The sequence below is a fragment of the Bradyrhizobium sp. SZCCHNR2028 genome, from assembly GCF_032380995.1.
Taxonomy (GTDB): Bacteria; Pseudomonadota; Alphaproteobacteria; order Rhizobiales; family Xanthobacteraceae; genus Bradyrhizobium.
The window spans coordinates 62,421-80,261 of sequence record NZ_JAUHJF010000016.1 but is presented as its reverse complement, the minus strand read 5'-3'; the positions used below and the strand labels follow the sequence as shown (position 1 = coordinate 80,261).

The window sequence follows — 17,841 nt, the reverse complement described above, 5'->3', positions numbered from 1 at the left end:
GAGGCTTCCATGGCAATCGGCGACGCAATCACGTCAAGCCCGCCAGTCTCGGGCACGACCAACACCAATTCGTCATCCGGAAACAGCAACCTCGGCTCGAGCGCGGGCTCGACGATTGCAGGCAACTTCCAGACCTTCCTGACGCTGCTGACGACGCAGCTGCAGAACCAGAATCCGCTGGATCCGCTCGACACCAACCAGTTCACCCAGCAGCTCGTGCAGTTTGCCGGCGTCGAGCAGCAGCTCAAGACCAACGACCAGCTCGCATCGCTGCTCACGATGCAGCAGACGGCACAGGCGACCCAGGCGCTGGCCTTCGTCGGCAAGACCGCGGTCGTCGCCGGCGACACCACCAGCCTGTCCAGTGGAAAGGCGAGCTGGGGCCTCACCATCCCCAAGAACTGCAATCTGACGGTCAACATCATCAACAAGGCCGGGCAGACCGTCTTCACCGGCAAATATACGGCCAACGCCGGTGACAACCAGACCTACAGCTGGAATGGTCAGGGCAATGACGGCACGCAATGGCCGGATGGACAGTACAAGATCACGACGGTGGCGACCGACGCCACCAACGGCAATCCGGTTGCGATCAAGACCCAGGTCCAGGGCGCGGTGTCCTCGGTCGACCTGACCCAGCAGCCGCCATTGCTGACGATCGGCGGCCAGACCTACACGGTCAACCAGATCCGGCAGATCGTCGGCTAGCCCCCAAGGCCCGCAACCGGCTCCTGAGACCGCGGATGCGCCTGCAGCTGAGCTTGAACATCAAGCTCCGCTGCCGCGACGACACGTCAGCGTAAGCACCGGAAATTCTTAACCAATCATTTACCACGATTCCGCTCCCGGGGCGTCTCGCCACCGGAAGTGGCGGCGTTCGCGCACATCGCCGGATTCGCGCCCTTGGCTTAGGCAAATTTTAAGCGAGGCGGCGTAGGGTCTTACCGTGAGTTCAGTGGTTAAGAGTTTGTGAGTACGCCATGACAGAACCCCATCGCCCGAGGGTGAAATACGTCATCGGGCCTGACGGCAGCCCGCTCACCATCGCGGATTTGCCTGCCCCAGGCACCAAGAGGTGGGTCATTCGCCGGAAGGCGGAAGTCGTTGCCGCCGTTCGCGGCGGCTTGCTATCCCTCGAGGAAGCGTGCAGCCGCTACACCCTGACCGTCGACGAATTCCTGTCGTGGCAGTTCTCGATCGACCAGCACGGTCTGGCCGGCCTGCGCACCACCCGAATTCAGCAATATCGCCAATAGATCGTTACCGACGCGACTGGACTTCTTCGAAAATCGGCTTGGCTCTGCCAAGCCGATTTTTTGCATGTCTACACTTTGTTAGGACCCTTTAACCACCGTTAACCATATCGAAACCTTCCCATAGGCAATAATTGCCCAGTGGTTCGTTTCAACCTCCGCAACCCGTCCCGCGAATGGCGGGGGCAGCGGCTGACATCGGATCGCCACCTGAAATGCGGGTGTTGGTGAAGGTTAAGGATTGAATTTCGCGATCTATGCAACCGGCCGTAAAGGCCCGCGAAGCTCAAATCACCTTTCAGCAGCCACCCGTCGAAATGCCGAACTATGGGGCAGTTGCTTGCAAGGTCTCTTGGACTTTCTGAAGGGTTTGGGCGCCGCGCGGCTCACCGCCATGATCGCAGTCACCGCTGCTCTGATCGGCTTCTTCGGTTTCGTCATCATGCGCGTGACGGCGCCGCAGATGACCACCCTCTTCACCGACCTGACCATGGAAGACTCCTCCAGCATCATCAAGGATCTGGAGCGGCAGGGCATCGCCTTCGAGATCCGCAACGAAGGCAGCGTGATCCTGGTGCCGAAGGACAAGGTCACCCGGCTGCGCATGAAGCTCGCCGAGGGCGGCCTGCCCAAGGGCGGTGGCGTCGGCTACGAGATCTTCGACAAGTCGGACGCGCTGGGCACCACGAGCTTCGTCCAGAACATCAACCATCTCCGCGCGCTCGAGGGCGAACTCGCCCGCACCATCCGCGCCATCGACCGCGTCCAGGCGGCACGCGTCCATCTCGTCCTGCCGGAGCGGCCGCTGTTCTCGCGCGAGACTCCGGAGCCGTCCGCCTCGATCGTCGTGCGCGTGCGCGGCACCCTCGAGCCGGCGCAGATCCGCGCCATCCGCCACCTCGTCGCTTCCGCCGTCAACGGCCTGAAGCCGCAGCGGGTGTCGATCGTCGACGAGGCCGGACAGCTGCTCGCCGACGGCACCCAGACCGACATCGACCAGCAGGTCGGCGACGAGCGCCGCAACGCCTTCGAGAAGCGGATGCGCAAGCAGGTCGAGGACATCGTCTCCTCGGTCGTCGGTGCGGGCCGCGCCCGCGTCCAGCTCTCCGCCGACTTCGACTTCAACCGCATCACTCAGACCTCCGACCGCTACGATCCGGAAGGCCGCGTGCTGCGCTCGAGCCAGACCCGCGAAGAGCAGTCGGCGACCAACGAGAGCAACGGCCAGGTTACGGTCAACAACGAGCTGCCGGGCAACCAGCAGAACCAGCCGCCGCAGCAGCCGCGGGACCAGAGCAAGAAGACCGAAGAGACCAACAATTACGAGATCTCCCGGACCACCAAGACGGAGGTCACCGAGGCCGGACGGGTCAACCGCATCTCGGTCGCGGTGCTGGTCGACGGCGCCTACTCCAAGAACGAAAAGGGCGAGCTGGTCTATCAGGAGCGCAGCAAGGACGAGCTCGACCGCATCGCCGCGCTGGTCCGCTCCGCAATCGGCTTCGACCAGAAGCGCGGCGACCAGGTCGAGGTGGTCAACCTGAAATTCGCCGACGCTCCCACGGTGCCGCAGATCAACGAGCCCACCGGCTTCCTCGGCATGCTCCACTTCACCAAGGATGACGTCATGTACGTCATCGAGCTCGCGGTGATGATGCTGCTCGGCATTGTCGTCGTGTTCATGGTGGTGCGGCCGCTGGTGAAGAAGATCATTGCCACCGAAGAGGTCGCCGCCCTGGGCGGCGGCCTGCCGGCGCTCACCGACGAAACCGTCCAGGCAGCCGCTCACGCCCAGCAGACCGCCAGCCTGATCGACGTCGCCCAGGTCCAGGGCCAGGTCCACGCCCAGTCCGTCCACCGGGTGGGCGAGCTGGCCGACCGCAACCCGGGCGAAGCCGCCGCCATCATCCGCCAGTGGCTCGCCGAGCCGCAGCAGAACTGATCCCACCGACGTGAACCGCCTGAACTGAAAAGAACGTAGACGCCATGTCGCTGCCGCAGACCCAGAACGCCAACGCCAACAACAACGACATTTCCACGGTGATCGCGACGCTGGCGAGCCGCCAGGCGCAGCGCCCGAAGACCGAGCCCTTGAGCGGCCCGCGGCGCGCTGCCGTGATGATGCTCGCGCTCGGCGAGCAGTATGGCGGCAAGATCTGGCAGCAGCTCGATGACGACGAGGTGCGTGAGCTGTCGCTCGCGATGTCGACGCTGGGAACCATCGAAGCCGACGTCGTCGAGGACCTGATGCTCGAATTCGTCTCGCGCATGTCTGCTTCCGGCGCGCTGATGGGCAATTTCGACGCCACCGAGCGGCTGCTGCAGCAATATCTGCCGCCGGAGCGCGTCAACGGCATCATGGACGAGATCCGCGGCCCCGCCGGCCGCAACATGTGGGAGAAGCTCTCCAACGTCCAGGAAGAGGTGCTCGCCAACTACCTCAAGAACGAATATCCGCAGACCATCGCGGTCGTGCTGTCCAAGCTGAAGCCGGAGCATGCCGCGCGCGTGCTCGCGATCCTGCCCGAGGACATGGCGCTCGACGTGATCGGCCGCATGCTCCGCATGGAAGCGGTGCAGAAGGAGGTCATCGAGCGGGTGGAGCAGACCTTGCGCACCGAATTCATGTCGAACCTGTCGCAGACCCGGCGCCGCGACGCCCACGAGGTCATGGCCGAGATCTTCAACAATTTCGACCGCCAGACCGAGACCCGCTTCATCACCTCGCTGGAGGAAGATAACCGGGAGTCAGCCGAGCGCATCAAGGCGCTGATGTTCACCTTCGACGACCTGATCAAGCTCGATTCCGCCTCGGCGCAGACGCTGCTGCGCAATGTCGACAAGGACAAGCTCGGCGTGGCGCTCAAGAGCGCCAACGAGGAGGTCCGCAACTTCTTCTTCGGCAACATGTCGTCGCGCGCCGCCAAGATGCTGCAGGACGACATGGCCGCCATGGGACCGGTGCGACTGCGCGACGTCGACGAGGCGCAGGCCCTGCTCGTCAATCTCGCCAAGGATCTCGCCGCCAAGGGCGAGATCATGCTCAGCAAGAACCGCGCCGACGACGAACTGGTGTATTGATGGCTCAGCCCGCGAAATTCCTGTTCGATACCGACTTCGCCGCGCCGGAGAAGACGACGCGGGAGCGTGCGGCCACGTCCGCCGAGATCGCACAGAAGGTCGCGGCCGCCGAAGCCGCCGCCTACCGCAACGGCTATGAGGCGGCTCAGCGCGAAGCCAAGGTCGAGGCCGACCGCCGCGTCGCGTCGGCGCTGGAGCAGATCAACATCCAGTTGCAGGGCATCTCCGCCCGCTTCGAAGGCATCGAGCAGCGGATGGAAACCGAGGCCGTCGATGTGGCGGTCGCCGTCGCCCGCAAGCTGTGCGCGGCGCTGATCGACGCGGAGCCGCTCGGCGAGATCGTCGGACTCGTGCACGACTGCTTCGCGCATCTGGTGGCCACGCCACACCTCGTGCTGCGCATCAACGAGACGCTGTACGAGCTCGCCCGCGAGAAGATCGAGAAGCTCGCCAAGCAGAGCGGCTTCGAGGGACGCCTCGTGATCCTCGCCGAGCCGGAGATCGCGACCGGCGACTGCCGCATCGAGTGGGCCGATGGCGGCGTGGTGCTGGAGCGCGCTGCGATCGACGCCAAGATCAACGAGCTGGTCGGACGCTACATGGCGTCCAGGAAGAACTAGGCCGCTGTGGCGGCCGAAGGAGTTTAAGTCATGAGCGACAACGAGATCCCGCTTCCCGACCTCAATTCTGCGGACGCACCTCCGTTGGGCGGGGACGTCGGCTACAACGAAGAAGAGCATGCCGCGCGCATCGCGGCCGACCTCGAGGCGGTGTTCGACGTCCCGGTTCAGGTCTCGGCCGTGCTCGGCCGCTCGAAGATGGATGTTGGCGAGCTCCTGAAGCTCGGGCCCGGCACTGTGCTCGAGCTCGACCGCAAGGTCGGCGAGGCGATCGACATCTACGTCAACAACCGGCTCGTGGCACGCGGCGAGGTGGTTCTGGTCGAAGACAAGCTCGGCGTGACGATGACCGAAATCATCAAGTCCGACCGCAACTGACAGGCATGACCTGCGTGCCGATCGAGAGCGGCGCGACCGAATAGGAGACCAACATGCGGCTTCTCATCGTCGGAACGCTGAAGGGCCAGTTGACGACGGCCACCAAGATCGCCATGGAGAACGGCGCCACCGTCACCCATGCCGAGGACAATGAGCAGGCGATGCGCGTGCTGCGCGGCGGCAAGGGCGCCGACCTGCTGCTGGTCGACGTCGCGCTCGACATCCGCGACCTGGTGATGCGGCTCGACGCCGAGCACATCCACGTGCCGATCGTCGCCTGCGGCATCACCAGCGATGCACGCGCCGCGGTCGCCGCCATCCATGCCGGCGCCAAGGAATACATTCCGCTGCCGCCGGATCCCGAGCTGATCGCGGCGGTGCTCGCCGCCGTCGCCAACGATTCGCGCGACCTCGTCTATCGCGACGAGGCGATGGCCAAGGTGATCAAGCTCGCCCAGCAGATCGCCGGCTCCGACGCCTCGGTGATGATCACCGGCGAGTCCGGCACCGGCAAGGAGGTGCTGGCGCGCTACGTCCACACCCGCTCGGCCCGCGCCAAGCGTCCCTTCATCTCGATCAACTGCGCCGCGATCCCCGAGCATCTGCTGGAATCCGAGCTGTTCGGCCACGAGAAGGGCGCCTTCACCGGCGCGGTCGCCCGCCGCATCGGCAAGTTCGAGGAGGCCAATGGCGGCACCCTGCTGCTCGACGAAATCTCGGAAATGGACGTGCGGCTGCAGTCCAAGCTGCTGCGCGCCATCCAGGAGCGCGTGATCGACCGCGTCGGCGGCACCCGCCCGGTGCCGGTCGATATCCGCATCATCGCGACCTCCAACCGCAACCTTGCCGACGCCGTTCGCGAGGGCACGTTCCGCGAGGACCTGCTGTTCCGCCTCAACGTCGTCAACCTGAAGATCCCGCCGCTGCGCGAGCGCCCCGCCGACATTCTCGAGCTGGCACAGCATTTCGCGCGCAAATACTCCGAGGCCAATGCCGTGCCGCTGCGGCCGATCTCGGCGGAAGCCAAGCGCATCCTCACCACCAATCGCTGGCCGGGGAACGTGCGCGAGCTGGAGAACACGATGCATCGCGCGGTGCTGATGGCGCAGGGCGACGAGATCGGGCCGGATGCCATCCTCACGCCGGACGGCACCCGTCTCGACATCGGCAAGACCCAGCCTGCCGTCGCGCATGCTACGATGGCCGCGGAACAGGTCACACGCGCTTTGGTCGGCCGCACGGTCGCCGATGTCGAACGTGACCTGATCCTGGAGACCCTGAAGCACTGCCTGGGCAACCGGACACATGCGGCCAATATCTTGGGCATCTCGATCCGCACGTTGCGCAACAAGCTCAACGAATATGCCGACGGCGGCGTGCCGATCCCGCCGCCAGGCTCCGGCGACACGCCGCGCGTGCCGAGCGCCGTATAATCTGCCCATCCGGATCGTTCTCGGCGGCGCGCTGGCCCTCGGCGCGCCGCTTGCCGTTTCGCCGGCTGATGCCGCAACGCGCGGCGTGCTGTCCGGCTGCTGGGAGCAGACGTCGCACGCGCCGCTCGTCAATCCGTCGTCGGGTCAGGAATGGGGCGCCCGGAGCTGGTGCTTCGCAGGCAAGGGCAAGCTGATCTCGCGAACGATCGCCTGTGGCAGGGAGGGCTGCGACGGCTGGGACAATGAACGCAGCTATCGCTGGCGGCCGCCCACCCTCTCGTTGTCCGATGCCGAGACGTCGCCGGATGGCGGGCGCATCAAAGTGTGGCGCCGCTGCCGCGTGCAGTTTCTGACCGACGATTGGATGCAGCTACAGGACTGTCAGCAGTCCCCGGATCCGTGGGTTCGCGAGAACACGCCGGCGCGTCGTCGCCGGGCACGACCTCACGAATAGTTCGGCGCCTCGGGATTGCGGAAGATGTGAATGGGATCGCCGGGCGTGAACTCGCGTTGCGTCAGCACGGCATAGGCATAGAGCGCGAGATAAAGGATCGCGACGGTGCCGATCACGTAGAGCGCCCAGGTTCCGATCCGTTTCATCAGCTCCGCCGCAAACACCGCCTCAAGGCCGCGGTGCTTTTACGGCGTTCAGCTTCGGGACGCCACCCTGCGACCAACCGCCGCTCACCCCCTACGGCACGTCCTGCGGATCGGCCCCGCCGAGGGGGCCAAGTCGGGCGATGTCCGCGTCGCGATCGACGTGCACATAGCCGCCATGCCAATACGCCAGGGCTGCCGCTTGCGGCGCCACCTCGACATGCACCACGCGGCCGATCACGATGCCATGGGAATGCCGCTCGATGATCTCCTCGACCTCGCAGTCCAGCGCGGCGAGCGCCCCGACCAGGAGCGGCACGCCGGTCACGTGCTTGCGCCACTCGGCGCCGGCGAACCGCTCGGCGCCTCTGAGACCGCCTTTACCCGAGAACCGCTCGGCCACGCCGATCTGGTCCGCGGCGAGCAGATTGGCGCCGAAAACACGCTCCCGCTGCAGGATCGGCCAGGACGAGGCGTTCCGGTTCAGGCTCACGATCACCGAGGGCGGCTCGATGGACAGCGACGCCAGCGAACTCACGGTCATACCGGTCACATCATCGCCGCGCCCTACGGTGATGACGCTGACGCCGCCGACCAGTTGGCGCATCGCAGAGCGGAAGTCAGGCTGAAGCGCCGTAGCATCGGGCATGTGACGGATGATGGAGTTCATTGCGATGATATCTCCTAACCCGCCGTGCCCGGTCCAAGCAACTGGCCCAGGATCGAGCCTTCCAGCGCCGCAAGCTCCGCAGAGCCGCGCTGGCGCGGGCGCGGCAGATCGACCCTGATGTCCTCGGCGATCCGGCCATTCTCGATGACCAGAACCCGGTCGGCCAGGGCCACGGCTTCCGCCACGTCATGGGTGACCAGGATTGCGGTGAAGGTTTGATCGGCCCAGACCCGCTCCAGCAGCCGCTGCATCGCGATCCGCGTCAACGCATCGAGGGCGCCGAGCGGCTCGTCGAACGCCAGCAGGCGCGGACCGCTGACGAGCGCGCGCGCCAGCGCGACGCGCTGCTTCTGGCCGCCGGACAGCACCGCCGGCCATTGGTCGCGCTTGTCGGCGAGACCCACTTCCTCCAGCGCCTGCCGCGCGCGCTCATGCGCGCCGGCGGCCTTGCGCTCGCGGCCGAGGCCGACCTCGACATTGCCGAGCACCCGCGCCCACGGCAGCAGCCGCGGTTCCTGGAACATGACGCGGACGTCCTCGGGCCGCGCCGCGGCTTCACCGAAGCTGATGCTGCCCGACGTCGGCTTGTCCAGACCTGCGATCAGGCGGAGCAGCGTGCTCTTGCCGCAGCCACTCTGACCGACGATCGCGACGAACTGACCGGCCGGAATCTCGAGATCGATGCCGCGCAGCACCTCGTTGTCGCCGAACGCCTTGCGAAGGTCGCGGATCACCAGCGGCAGGCCGCGCGTCTCGGGTTTGGCCGGGGTCACGCCTGGCTTCCTCGCGTGGCGGAAGGCCTCAGCCTGCCCGATCACGTCAGCGCCGTCGATCGCCTCGGCGCCGGACACGGGAATTCGGAGCGCTTGCTGCATTTACGAACCTCAATGTTTGCTGAAGGCCGGATGCCAGGACAGCGTCATCCGTTCCAGCACCCGCGAAGCGCTGTCGGCGACCTTGCCCAGCAGGGCGTAGATCAGGATGGAGAGCACGACGACGTCGATCTGCATGAACTCGCGCGCCTGCATCGCCATGTAGCCGAGGCCTGAAGAGGCCGCGATCGTCTCGGCGACAATCAAGGTGAGCCACATGATGCCGAGCGCGAAGCGCAGGCCGACGAAGATCGACGGCAGCGCGCCGGGGAAGATCACGCGGCGAAACAGCTCGCCGTCGGTCATGCCGTAGACGCGGCCCATTTCAATGAGTTGCGGATCGACGGTGCGAATCCCGTGCAGCGTGTTGAGGTAGACGGGGAAGAACACGCCGAGGGCCACCAGGAACAGTTTTGCGCTCTCGTCGATGCCGAACCACAGGATGACCAGCGGGATCAGCGCCAGATGTGGCACGTTGCGCACCATTTGCAAGGTGGTGTCGGTAAGCTTCGCCGACAGCTGCGACAGGCCGTTGGCGAGCCCGAAGGCGAAGCCGATGCTGCCGCCGATCAAAAAGCCGATCGAGGCGCGCCAGAAGCTGACCCAGATGTTGCGGCCGAGCTCACCCGACCACAGCAGCTTCCACCCGGCGCGCGCGACGTCGCTCGGCGCCGGCAGCACCCGCGGCGACACCAGGCCGGCGAGAGAGGCCGCCTGCCAGATCAGGATGATCGCGAGCGGCACCAGCCAGGGGATCAGCGCATCCGCGCTCGGCACCGCGAGCTTGCGGACCTTGGGAAGGCTTTCGATCAGGCTCATGACTGCGAGGCTCTCTGCAACGGACGATGCTCGTTGGCGATGGTCTCACCGAATGGGCCGGTGTTGGTGCGCAGTTTGGTCACGTTGCCGGCCTGCTCCGACACGTTCAGCCCAAGCTTGGGAAACACCAGCTCGGCGAAGCGATAGGCTTCCTCGAGATGCGGGTAGCCGGAGAGGATGAAGGTATCGATGCCGAGATCCTGATACTCGCGGATGCGAGCCGCGACCGTGTCGGGATCGCCGACCAGCGCGGTCCCGGCGCCGCCGCGGACGAGGCCGACGCCGGCCCACAGGTTCGGGCTGATCTCGAGCTTGTCGCGCCGGCCGCCGTGGAGCTGCGACATGCGCTGCTGGCCGACCGAATCCATCCGCGCAAAAATCTTCTGTGCCGAGGCGATGGTGTCGTCGGTGACGTGCTTGATGAGGTCGTCGGCGGCCGCCCACGCCTCCGCGTTGGTCTCGCGCACGATCACGTGCAGGCGGATGCCGAACGACAGCTTGCGGCCACGGCTGTCGGCGACGGCTCTCACCTTGGCGATCTTCGCCGCGACATCTGCCGGCGGCTCGCCCCAGGTAAGATACTTCTCGACCGTATCGACGGCGACGTCGATGCCGGCATCCGACGAGCCACCGAAGAACAGCGGCGGGCGTGGCGACTGCACCGGTGGGAACAGCAGCCGGCCATCCTCGACCTTGATGTGCTTGCCGGCGAAGTTGACGGCTTCGCCTTCGAGCAGCGCGTTGTAGACGGTGAGAAACTCGCGGGTGACCTCGTAGCGCTCCTCATGCGACAGGAAGACGCCGTCGCCCTTGTTTTCGACCGGATCGCCGCCGGTGACGACGTTGACCAGCAGGCGTCCGTTGGTGACGCGGTCCAGCGTCGCAGTCATGCGCGCGGCCACGGCCGGCGATTGCAGACCCGGACGCACCGCGACGAGATAGCGCAGCTTCTCGGTGAAAGGCGCCACGGCCGACGCCACGATCCAGGAATCCTCGCAGCTGCGCCCCGTCGGGATCAGCACGCCGAAATAGCCGAGCTGGTCGGCGGCCTGCGCGACCTGGCGCAGATAGTTGAAGTTGACCTCGCGGCCGCCTTGCGAGGTGCCGAGATAGCGGCCGTCGCCATGGGTCGGCAGGAACCACAGCACATTGGGCTTCGAAGCATTGCTCATGTCGTTCTCTTTCGGATCGTGTCGCAGGCGAGCGTCAGGTGGACGGCATCCACTTCCAGACGATGTCGGCGACGTTGACTTGTTTCGGGATGAGCCCAACCCGGGCGAAGCGGTCGGCGACGGCCTGCTGGCTCTTGATGACCTCGTCGTCGATCGGCACGACGCTATAGACCGAGCGGTCGACGAAGCGCTTGACCGCCTCAAGATCGACGCCGGTGGCCTCGGCCTGGGCCTTGGCGACCTCCTCGTGATGGCTGTTGGCCCACACGCCCTCCGCGGCGAAGGCGGCGTTCAGCCTGGCCACCACGGCCGGGTACTTTTCGACGAAGTCGGAGCCGACGATGTAGAACGAGTTCGGCTTGTGCACGTCCTTGTCCCACGCGATCACCCGCGCATTCTCCTTGAGCTCGGCGAGCGCGAGATACGGATCCCAAATCGACCAGGCGTCGACCGAGCCCTTGACGAAGGCGGCGGTGGCATCGGCGGGCGCGAGCGGCGCCGGCGTGATGTCGGTCCAGGACAGGCCCGCCTTCTCCAGCGCGGCAACCAGGAGATTGTGCGCGCTCGAGCCCTTGCCGAAGGCGACGCGCTTGCCCTTGAGATCGGCCAGCGTCTTGATCGGCGAGTCCTTGGGCACGATGATCGCCTGGCTGCTGCCGTTCTGCTTGACGGCGGCCGCATAGCGGATCTTGGCGCTGGCAGCCTGCGCGAAGATCGGCGGGGCGTCGCCGACATAGCCGAAGTCGACGCTGCCGACATTGATGGCTTCCAGCAGCGGCGGACCGAACTGGAAGTCGACCCAGACGATGTCGATGCCGACAGGCTTGAACGTATCCTCGATGGTGCGGCGCGCCTTCACCGCCGGGAAGAAGCCGCCCTTCTGGGTGCCGATGCGGATCTCCTTCAGCTTGTCCTCGGCGCGCAGCGGCGCCGCTGAGGCCATCACCGCAGCCGATGCCAACGACAGTTTCAGAAAATCACGCCGCTTCATTGCCCTCTCCGATCACCCTTGTGCATCTACGTTGATGCGATGCACAGGATGATGGTGGCGGGCGAAACGCGTGTCGAGCACCCCTGGAAAATAGTGATGCCGGTCCTCTCGGCTCACGACCAGAGGGGATGATCGTATCGAGGCCCCCACGCAAAGCAGCGAGAATTTCTCGCAAGCAAAGATGCGATCACGCGTCTTCACGGCCCATCAACCAAGATCTCGGTGGGACCGGCGCGACTCCGCTCTGGCGGTGCGCCGGTGTGCGCGAGGTTCCGCCCGCTTGATCCAGGTCAACGCCGGTTTCCGGAGCTTTCTTAAACATAGGATTAGGCGCGGCCCGGATGCCGCAATCCCTCCTGAACCTCCCCTAGCAGAGAATTCTCTCATGTCGCTCGTTGGCAGCGATGCGAACGCGCATGCGCGTCGCAGACGCATGGAAATTTTTGCCTTCCTGTTTCTCACCGCCGTGCTGATGCCCGCGCTCGCGGTCGCCACCGTCGGCTCCTACGGGCTCACGGTGTGGGTCTACCAGATGATGGTCGGGCCGCCCGGCCCACCTGCTGCGCATTGATTGGAACGACCACGCCCATGCTCTCCCACCGCACCTCCCTCGACCGCCGCGCGCTGATCACCGGCCGTGTCCTCACCGCCGATCCCGTCGTCGCGCCGGCCAAGGGCGAGATCGCCAGCATCATCGTGCAGACCCGCCCCGAGCAGCTCGATCGCGTCGAAGCCGACATCCTCGCGCTGTCCGGCTGCGAGATCCACGGCCGCGACGAGCGCGGCAAGCTGATCGTGGTCGTCGATGCGCCCGATGCCGGCGCGCTCGGCGCCACCATGAACCGGATCGGACTGCTGCCGCACGTGCACTCCGCCTGCCTCGTCTTCCACGCCATCGACGCCGGCTAATCACACGAGACTCCAATGACCGACATGAAGATCGATCGCCGCCACATGCTGAAGCTGGAGGCCGCCGCGATTGCCGCGGCCGCCGCCGGCATGCCGAGCGCCTCGCTCGCGGCGAACCTCGTCACCGAGCGCGAAGCCTCCGAGTTGAAATGGGACAAGGCCGCCTGCCGCTTCTGCGGCACCGGCTGCAGCGTGATGGTCGCGACCAAGGACAACCGCGTCGTCGCCACCCATGGCGACATCAAGGCCGAGGTCAATCGCGGCCTGAACTGCGTCAAGGGCTACTTTCTCTCGAAGATCATGTACGGCCATGATCGCCTGACGCATCCGATGCTGCGCAAGACCAATGGCAAATACGACAAGAACGGCGAGTTCACGCCCGTCTCCTGGGACGAAGCGTTCGACGTCATGGCCGCGAAGTACAAGGAGGCGCTGAAGAAGCGCGGGCCTTCCGGCGTCGGCATGTTCGGCTCCGGACAGTGGACGATCTGGGAAGGCTATGCGGCCTCGAAGCTGTTCAAGGCCGGCTTCCGCTCCAACAACATCGATCCGAATGCGCGGCACTGCATGGCCTCGGCCGTCGCCGGCATGATGCGCACCTTCGGCATCGACGAGCCGCCCGGCTGCTACGACGACATCGAGGCCACCGACGCGTTCGTGCTGTGGGGCTCCAACATGGCGGAGATGCATCCGATCCTATGGAGCCGCGTCACCGACCGCAGGCTGTCGGCGCCGCATGTCAAGGTCGCCGTGCTCTCGACCTTCGAGCACCGCTCATTCGACCTCGCCGACATCGGCATGGTGTTCAAGCCGCAGACCGATCTCTATCTCCTCAATGCGATCGCCAACCACATCATCAAGACCGGCCGCGTCAACAAGGAGTTCGTCCAGGCGCATACGGTGTTCAAGAAGGGCCAGACCGACATCGGCTACGGCCTGCGCCCGGAGCATCCGCTGCAGAAGAAGGCGACGGGTGCCGCCAAGGCCAACGATGCCACCGACATCTCGTTCGACGAGTATGCCAAGTTCGTCTCCGACTACACGCTGGAGAAGGCCGCCGAGATGTCCGGCGTGCCGCTGAATCGGCTCGAGGCGCTGGCCGAGCTCTATGCCGATCCGAAGACCAAGGTGGTCTCGTTCTGGACCATGGGCTTCAACCAGCACACCCGCGGCGTCTGGTGCAACAACCTCGTCTACAACATCCACCTCCTGACCGGAAAGATCAGCGAGCCCGGCAACAGCCCGTTCTCGCTGACCGGCCAGCCTTCGGCCTGCGGCACCGCGCGCGAGGTCGGCACCTTCTCGCACCGCCTGCCCGCCGACATGGTCGTCACCAACAAGGAGCACCGCACCAAGGCCGAGCACATCTGGCAGTTGCCGGAAGGCACGATCCCCGACAAGCCGGGCTATCACGCCGTGCTGCAGAGCCGGATGCTGAAGGACGGCCTGCTCAACGCCTATTGGGTACAGGTCAACAACAACCTGCAGGCCGGCCCGAACGCGAACGAGGAGACCTATCCGGGCTTCCGCAATCCGGACAATTTCATCGTCGTCTCCGACGCCTATCCGTCGGTGACCGCGCTCGCCGCCGATCTCATCCTGCCGACCGCGATGTGGGTGGAGAAGGAAGGCGCCTATGGCAATGCCGAGCGCCGCACGCAGTTCTGGCACCAGCTCGTGTCGGCACCCGGCGAGGCACGCTCGGATCTCTGGCAGTTGATGGAGTTCTCCAGGCGCTTCAAGATCGAGGAGGTCTGGCCCGAGGAATTGATCGCCAAGAAACCGGAATATCGCGGCAAGACGCTGTTCGACGTGCTCTACAAGAACGGCCAGGTCGACAAGTTTCCGCTCGACCAGATCGAGCCGGGCTATGCCAACGACGAATCCAAGGCGTTCGGCTTCTACGTCCACAAGGGCCTGTTCGAGGAATACGCCTCGTTCGGCCGCGGCCATGGCCATGACCTGGCGCCGTTCGAGGCCTACCACAAAGAGCGCGGCCTGCGTTGGCCGGTGGTCGACGGCAAGGAGACGCGCTGGCGCTTCCGCGAGGGCTCCGATCCTTACGTCAAGGCTGGCACCGGCGTGCAGTTCTACGGCTTCCCCGACGGCAAGGCTCGCATCTTCGCTTTGCCCTACGAGCCGCCGGCGGAATCGCCCGACAAGGACTACCCGTTCTGGCTGTCGACGGGCCGAGTGGTCGAGCATTGGCATTCCGGCACGATGACGCGCCGCGTGCCCGAGCTCTACAAGGCCTTCCCCGAAGCCGTCTGCTTCATGCATCCGGACGATGCGCAGGAAGCCAACCTGCGGCGCGGCGACGAGGTCAAGGTCGCCTCGCGGCGCGGCTTTATCCGCGCCCGCGTCGAGACCCGCGGCCGCGACAAGCCGCCGCGCGGGCTCGTGTTCGTGCCGTGGTTCGACGAGTCGAAGCTGATCAACAAGGTGACGCTCGACGCCACCGATCCGATCTCGCTGCAGACCGACTACAAGAAATGCGCCGTGCGCATCGAGCGGGTGTGACGATCATGATCAGGAAACTTGCCATGATGCTGGTCGCGGCCAGCGTTGCAGCCGGGTCGAGCGCGCTGCTCGCCCAGAGCGTCAGCTCGTCCCTGCGCGGTCCCGCGCCGCTCAACGACGAAGGCCCGGCGCCGCCGATCCAGCCGATGAAGAACACCGCCGAGAGGGAGGTGCGCAACTATCCGGAGCAGCCGCCGGTGATCCCGCATGCCATCGACGGCTATCAGGTCGACATGCAGGGCAACAAATGCCTGTCCTGCCACGCCCGGGCGCGCACCGCGGAGTCGAAGGCGCCGATGCTGTCGATCACCCACTTCATGGATCGCGACGGCCAGTTCCTGGCGTCGGTGTCGCCGCGCCGCTTCTTCTGCACCCAGTGCCACGTGCCGCAGAGCGTCGCCAACCCGCCGGTCAGCAACGACTTCGTCGACATCGACACGCTGCTGGCGCACGACAGGCCGGGTGGCAAGCGATGAGCAGCGCCGACATCCCGGCGGGCGCCAAAGCGCCCGTCCCCGAGAAGCGGCTCGGCCTTGTCCGCCGCGCCTGGCAGTTCATTCTCGACCTCATCGACGTGCTGCTGAAGCCGAGCTCCGTGTTCGGGCTCGGCGTGCTGGTGCTGGCGGGCTTCCTCGCCGGCGTCATCTTCTGGGGCGGCTTCAACACCGCGCTGGAGATCACCAACACCGAGAAGTTCTGCACCGGCTGTCACGAGATGCGCGACAACGTGTTTTCAGAGCTGAAGTCGACCGTCCACTTCTCCAACCGCTCCGGCGTGCGCGCCAGTTGCCCGGACTGCCATGTGCCGCACAACTGGACCGACAAGATCGCGCGCAAGATGCAGGCCTCCAAGGAGGTCTGGGGCCATCTGTTCGGCTCGATCAACACCCGCGAGAAGTTCACCGACCGCAGGCTGGAGCTGGCCTTGCACGAATGGGCGCGCTTCAAGGCCAATGATTCGCTCGAATGCCGCAACTGCCACAGCGCGCAGTCGATGGACATCACCAAGCAGTCGCCGCGCGCCGTCGAAGCGCACCAGCGCTTCCTCTTCACCGGCGAGAAGACCTGCATCGACTGCCACAAGGGCATCGCGCACCATCTGCCGGACATGCGCGGCGTTCCGGGCTGGCAGTAACCTTCTTAACGGGCCCGGCGGCCGCCTCGAGCACACTGCGCTCCCTCCCCCGCTTGCGGGGGAGGGCTGGGGTGGGGGCGCCACACGGGCAGTCCCGCCGGAGCGTTCCCCCACCCGCATCGCATCTTCCGATGCGATGCGACCTCCCCCGCAAGCGGGGGAGGCGTGGACCCATTCGCATCGAGCGCTTGATCTCTCCCCGCCAGCCCTTAGGTTCACGGAATGTCCCCGAGTCGCCGCGCGGCTCCATCCTCGTGAGCCATGACCACCTTCTCCCCGCATCAGGATTCCGCGCTCAAGGCCGTCGGCGACTGGCTGAAGGCCAAGCCGGGCAAGAACGGCACGCCGCAGGTGTTCCGGCTGTTCGGCTATGCCGGAACCGGCAAGACCACGCTGGCCCGCCACATCGCCGAAGACGTCGACGGCGAGGTCAAGTTCGCGGCCTTCACCGGCAAGGCGGCGCTGGTGATGCGCAGCAAGGGCTGCGACAATGCCTCCACCATCCACTCGCTGATCTATCGCGCGCAGGAGAGCGGCGAGGAGCAGCCGAACTTCGAATTGTGGGACGACGCGCCGGCGTCCAAGGCCAAGCTGATCATCATCGACGAATGCTCGATGGTCGACGCCGATCTCGGCCGTGATCTCCTGTCCTTCGACTGCCCGTTGCTGGTGCTCGGCGATCCCGCGCAGCTGCCGCCGGTCAAGGGCGGCGGCTTCTTCACCGAGAGCGAGCCCGACGTGATGCTCACCGAGGTGCATCGCCAGGCCAAGGACGATCCGATCGTGCGGATGTCGATGGACGTGCGCGAAGGCAACACGCTCGACATCGGCCGCTACGGCGAGAGCGAGGTGGTGGAGCGCCGCGAGCTCGATCCGTCGCGCGTGATGGAGGCGGACCAGGTGCTGGTCGGCCGCAACGTCACCCGCCGCGCCTACAACAACCGCTTTCGGCAGCGCCTCGACATCGAGGACGCCCTCCCCGTCGCCGGCGACAAGCTGGTCTGCCTGCGCAACAACCGCAAGAAGGGCCTGTTCAATGGCGGGCTATGGCGGGTGAAGTCGCGCGCGACCTCGAAATCCGAGATCGTGACGATGCGGGTCGCGCCCGACGAGGATCTCGGACGCAAGGTAACGAAAGTCTCGGTGCGCGGCGAATGCTTCGGCGGCGGCATCGAGGACATCCCGTGGGAGCAGCGCAAGCCCTACGACGAGTTCGACTACGGCTACGTGCTGACCGTGCACAAGTCGCAGGGCTCGCAATGGGACGACGTGGTGCTGTTCGACGAGAGCTTTGCCTTCCAGGAGAGCCGCGCCCGCTGGCTCTACACCGGAATCACACGGGCCGCGAAGCGGCTGTCGATCGTAGTGTAACGCCGGCTTTACCGCGCGAG

Annotated in this window: 20 protein-coding genes; 14 read left to right on the top strand and 6 right to left on the bottom strand. The window is 65.7% G+C overall.

Going from position 1 to position 17,841, the window contains the following annotated elements:
• Positions 1-9: 9 nt before the first annotated feature.
• From QX121_RS23145 to QX121_RS23110, 8 genes are all read left to right on the top strand, one after another.
• Positions 10-708 (top strand): flagellar hook assembly protein FlgD, encoded by a 699-nt coding sequence (locus QX121_RS23145; RefSeq protein WP_315733856.1) that lies wholly within the window; start codon positions 10-12, stop codon positions 706-708.
• 272 nt (positions 709-980) lie between these two features.
• Positions 981-1,256: a DUF1153 domain-containing protein gene (locus QX121_RS23140; RefSeq protein ID WP_002714638.1), complete on the top strand. Its 276-nt coding sequence runs from the start codon at positions 981-983 to the stop codon at positions 1,254-1,256.
• Between the two features lie 337 nt (positions 1,257-1,593).
• Positions 1,594-3,195, top strand: a complete 1,602-nt coding sequence (fliF, locus tag QX121_RS23135) for a flagellar basal-body MS-ring/collar protein FliF (protein ID WP_315733858.1) — start codon at positions 1,594-1,596, stop codon at positions 3,193-3,195.
• A 44-nt stretch (positions 3,196-3,239) separates the two neighbouring features.
• A complete protein-coding gene (fliG, locus tag QX121_RS23130; protein ID WP_315733860.1) occupies positions 3,240-4,334 on the top strand; it encodes a flagellar motor switch protein FliG in 1,095 nt (364 codons plus the stop codon).
• Positions 4,334-4,954 (top strand): FliH/SctL family protein, encoded by a 621-nt coding sequence (locus QX121_RS23125; protein WP_315778077.1) that lies wholly within the window; start codon positions 4,334-4,336, stop codon positions 4,952-4,954. The genes fliG and QX121_RS23125 overlap by 1 nt, the downstream gene beginning before the upstream one ends.
• 30 nt (positions 4,955-4,984) lie before the next feature.
• Entirely contained in the window at positions 4,985-5,332 is a 348-nt protein-coding gene (gene fliN / locus QX121_RS23120; protein WP_315733864.1) for a flagellar motor switch protein FliN, read from the top strand.
• Between the two features lie 53 nt (positions 5,333-5,385).
• On the top strand, positions 5,386-6,765 hold the full coding sequence (locus QX121_RS23115) for a sigma-54 dependent transcriptional regulator (RefSeq protein WP_315733866.1): 1,380 nt from the start codon (positions 5,386-5,388) through the stop codon (positions 6,763-6,765).
• On the top strand, positions 6,695-7,219 hold the full coding sequence (locus QX121_RS23110) for a hypothetical protein (RefSeq protein WP_315813124.1): 525 nt from the start codon (positions 6,695-6,697) through the stop codon (positions 7,217-7,219). Before QX121_RS23115 ends, QX121_RS23110 begins: the two co-directional genes overlap by 71 nt.
• Here QX121_RS23110 and QX121_RS23105 read toward each other — a convergent pair.
• The 6 genes from QX121_RS23105 to QX121_RS23080 all read right to left on the bottom strand — a co-directional run bounded on the left by QX121_RS23105 (position 7,210) and on the right by QX121_RS23080 (position 11,886).
• Positions 7,210-7,365, bottom strand: a complete 156-nt coding sequence (locus QX121_RS23105) for a hypothetical protein (RefSeq protein ID WP_315733870.1) — start codon at positions 7,363-7,365, stop codon at positions 7,210-7,212. The two genes, QX121_RS23110 and QX121_RS23105, sit on opposite strands and share 10 nt — an antisense overlap.
• A gap of 91 nt (positions 7,366-7,456) precedes the next feature.
• Positions 7,457-8,032: a flavin reductase family protein gene (locus QX121_RS23100; RefSeq protein ID WP_315813123.1), complete on the bottom strand. Its 576-nt coding sequence runs from the start codon at positions 8,030-8,032 to the stop codon at positions 7,457-7,459.
• Between the two features lie 14 nt (positions 8,033-8,046).
• Positions 8,047-8,907 (bottom strand): ATP-binding cassette domain-containing protein, encoded by an 861-nt coding sequence (locus tag QX121_RS23095; protein ID WP_315813122.1) that lies wholly within the window; start codon positions 8,905-8,907, stop codon positions 8,047-8,049.
• A gap of 9 nt (positions 8,908-8,916) precedes the next feature.
• Positions 8,917-9,723 carry an ABC transporter permease subunit gene (locus tag QX121_RS23090; RefSeq protein ID WP_315771890.1) on the bottom strand — a complete coding sequence of 269 codons (807 nt, stop codon included), beginning with the start codon at positions 9,721-9,723 and terminating at the stop codon, positions 8,917-8,919.
• A complete protein-coding gene (gene ssuD, locus QX121_RS23085) occupies positions 9,720-10,895 on the bottom strand; it encodes an FMNH2-dependent alkanesulfonate monooxygenase (RefSeq protein ID WP_315813121.1) in 1,176 nt (391 codons plus the stop codon). Before ssuD ends, QX121_RS23090 begins: the two co-directional genes overlap by 4 nt.
• Before the next feature lie 34 nt (positions 10,896-10,929).
• Positions 10,930-11,886, bottom strand: a complete 957-nt coding sequence (locus QX121_RS23080; protein WP_315813120.1) for an aliphatic sulfonate ABC transporter substrate-binding protein — start codon at positions 11,884-11,886, stop codon at positions 10,930-10,932.
• A 385-nt stretch (positions 11,887-12,271) separates the two neighbouring features.
• Here QX121_RS23080 and napE point away from each other — a divergent pair, with 385 nt between their 5' ends.
• The 6 genes from napE to QX121_RS23050 all read left to right on the top strand — a co-directional run bounded on the left by napE (position 12,272) and on the right by QX121_RS23050 (position 17,821).
• The gene (gene napE / locus QX121_RS23075; protein ID WP_315733882.1) at positions 12,272-12,457 is read left to right on the top strand and encodes a periplasmic nitrate reductase, NapE protein; all 186 of its coding nucleotides are present in this window, start codon (positions 12,272-12,274) and stop codon (positions 12,455-12,457) included.
• A 17-nt stretch (positions 12,458-12,474) separates the two neighbouring features.
• Positions 12,475-12,795, top strand: coding sequence for a chaperone NapD (locus tag QX121_RS23070; RefSeq protein WP_315733883.1), 321 nt, complete (start codon positions 12,475-12,477; stop codon positions 12,793-12,795).
• A 15-nt stretch (positions 12,796-12,810) separates the two neighbouring features.
• Entirely contained in the window at positions 12,811-15,315 is a 2,505-nt protein-coding gene (gene napA / locus QX121_RS23065; RefSeq protein ID WP_315813119.1) for a nitrate reductase catalytic subunit NapA, read from the top strand.
• Between the two features lie 23 nt (positions 15,316-15,338).
• Positions 15,339-15,791 (top strand): nitrate reductase cytochrome c-type subunit, encoded by a 453-nt coding sequence (locus tag QX121_RS23060; RefSeq protein ID WP_409999362.1) that lies wholly within the window; start codon positions 15,339-15,341, stop codon positions 15,789-15,791.
• Positions 15,788-16,450: a NapC/NirT family cytochrome c gene (locus tag QX121_RS23055; protein ID WP_315813117.1), complete on the top strand. Its 663-nt coding sequence runs from the start codon at positions 15,788-15,790 to the stop codon at positions 16,448-16,450. The genes QX121_RS23060 and QX121_RS23055 overlap by 4 nt, the downstream gene beginning before the upstream one ends.
• 261 nt (positions 16,451-16,711) lie before the next feature.
• The gene (locus QX121_RS23050) at positions 16,712-17,821 is read left to right on the top strand and encodes an ATP-dependent RecD-like DNA helicase (RefSeq protein WP_315813116.1); all 1,110 of its coding nucleotides are present in this window, start codon (positions 16,712-16,714) and stop codon (positions 17,819-17,821) included.
• The last annotated feature ends 20 nt before the right edge of the window (positions 17,822-17,841 follow it).

Coding starts and splice junctions, on each gene's coding strand:
- QX121_RS23145 (WP_315733856.1), top strand. CDS start 10: ATGGCAATCGGCGACGCAATCACGTCAAGCCCGCCAGTCTCGGGCACG.
- QX121_RS23140 (WP_002714638.1), top strand. CDS start 981: ATGACAGAACCCCATCGCCCGAGGGTGAAATACGTCATCGGGCCTGAC.
- fliG (WP_315733860.1), top strand. CDS start 3,240: ATGTCGCTGCCGCAGACCCAGAACGCCAACGCCAACAACAACGACATT.
- QX121_RS23125 (WP_315778077.1), top strand. CDS start 4,334: ATGGCTCAGCCCGCGAAATTCCTGTTCGATACCGACTTCGCCGCGCCG.
- fliN (WP_315733864.1), top strand. CDS start 4,985: ATGAGCGACAACGAGATCCCGCTTCCCGACCTCAATTCTGCGGACGCA.
- QX121_RS23115 (WP_315733866.1), top strand. CDS start 5,386: ATGCGGCTTCTCATCGTCGGAACGCTGAAGGGCCAGTTGACGACGGCC.
- QX121_RS23110 (WP_315813124.1), top strand. CDS start 6,695: ATGCCGACGGCGGCGTGCCGATCCCGCCGCCAGGCTCCGGCGACACGC.
- QX121_RS23105 (WP_315733870.1), bottom strand. CDS start 7,365: ATGAAACGGATCGGAACCTGGGCGCTCTACGTGATCGGCACCGTCGCG.
- QX121_RS23100 (WP_315813123.1), bottom strand. CDS start 8,032: ATGAACTCCATCATCCGTCACATGCCCGATGCTACGGCGCTTCAGCCT.
- QX121_RS23095 (WP_315813122.1), bottom strand. CDS start 8,907: ATGCAGCAAGCGCTCCGAATTCCCGTGTCCGGCGCCGAGGCGATCGAC.
- QX121_RS23090 (WP_315771890.1), bottom strand. CDS start 9,723: ATGAGCCTGATCGAAAGCCTTCCCAAGGTCCGCAAGCTCGCGGTGCCG.
- ssuD (WP_315813121.1), bottom strand. CDS start 10,895: ATGAGCAATGCTTCGAAGCCCAATGTGCTGTGGTTCCTGCCGACCCAT.
- QX121_RS23080 (WP_315813120.1), bottom strand. CDS start 11,886: ATGAAGCGGCGTGATTTTCTGAAACTGTCGTTGGCATCGGCTGCGGTG.
- napE (WP_315733882.1), top strand. CDS start 12,272: ATGTCGCTCGTTGGCAGCGATGCGAACGCGCATGCGCGTCGCAGACGC.
- QX121_RS23070 (WP_315733883.1), top strand. CDS start 12,475: ATGCTCTCCCACCGCACCTCCCTCGACCGCCGCGCGCTGATCACCGGC.
- napA (WP_315813119.1), top strand. CDS start 12,811: ATGACCGACATGAAGATCGATCGCCGCCACATGCTGAAGCTGGAGGCC.
- QX121_RS23060 (WP_409999362.1), top strand. CDS start 15,339: ATGATGCTGGTCGCGGCCAGCGTTGCAGCCGGGTCGAGCGCGCTGCTC.
- QX121_RS23055 (WP_315813117.1), top strand. CDS start 15,788: ATGAGCAGCGCCGACATCCCGGCGGGCGCCAAAGCGCCCGTCCCCGAG.
- QX121_RS23050 (WP_315813116.1), top strand. CDS start 16,712: ATGACCACCTTCTCCCCGCATCAGGATTCCGCGCTCAAGGCCGTCGGC.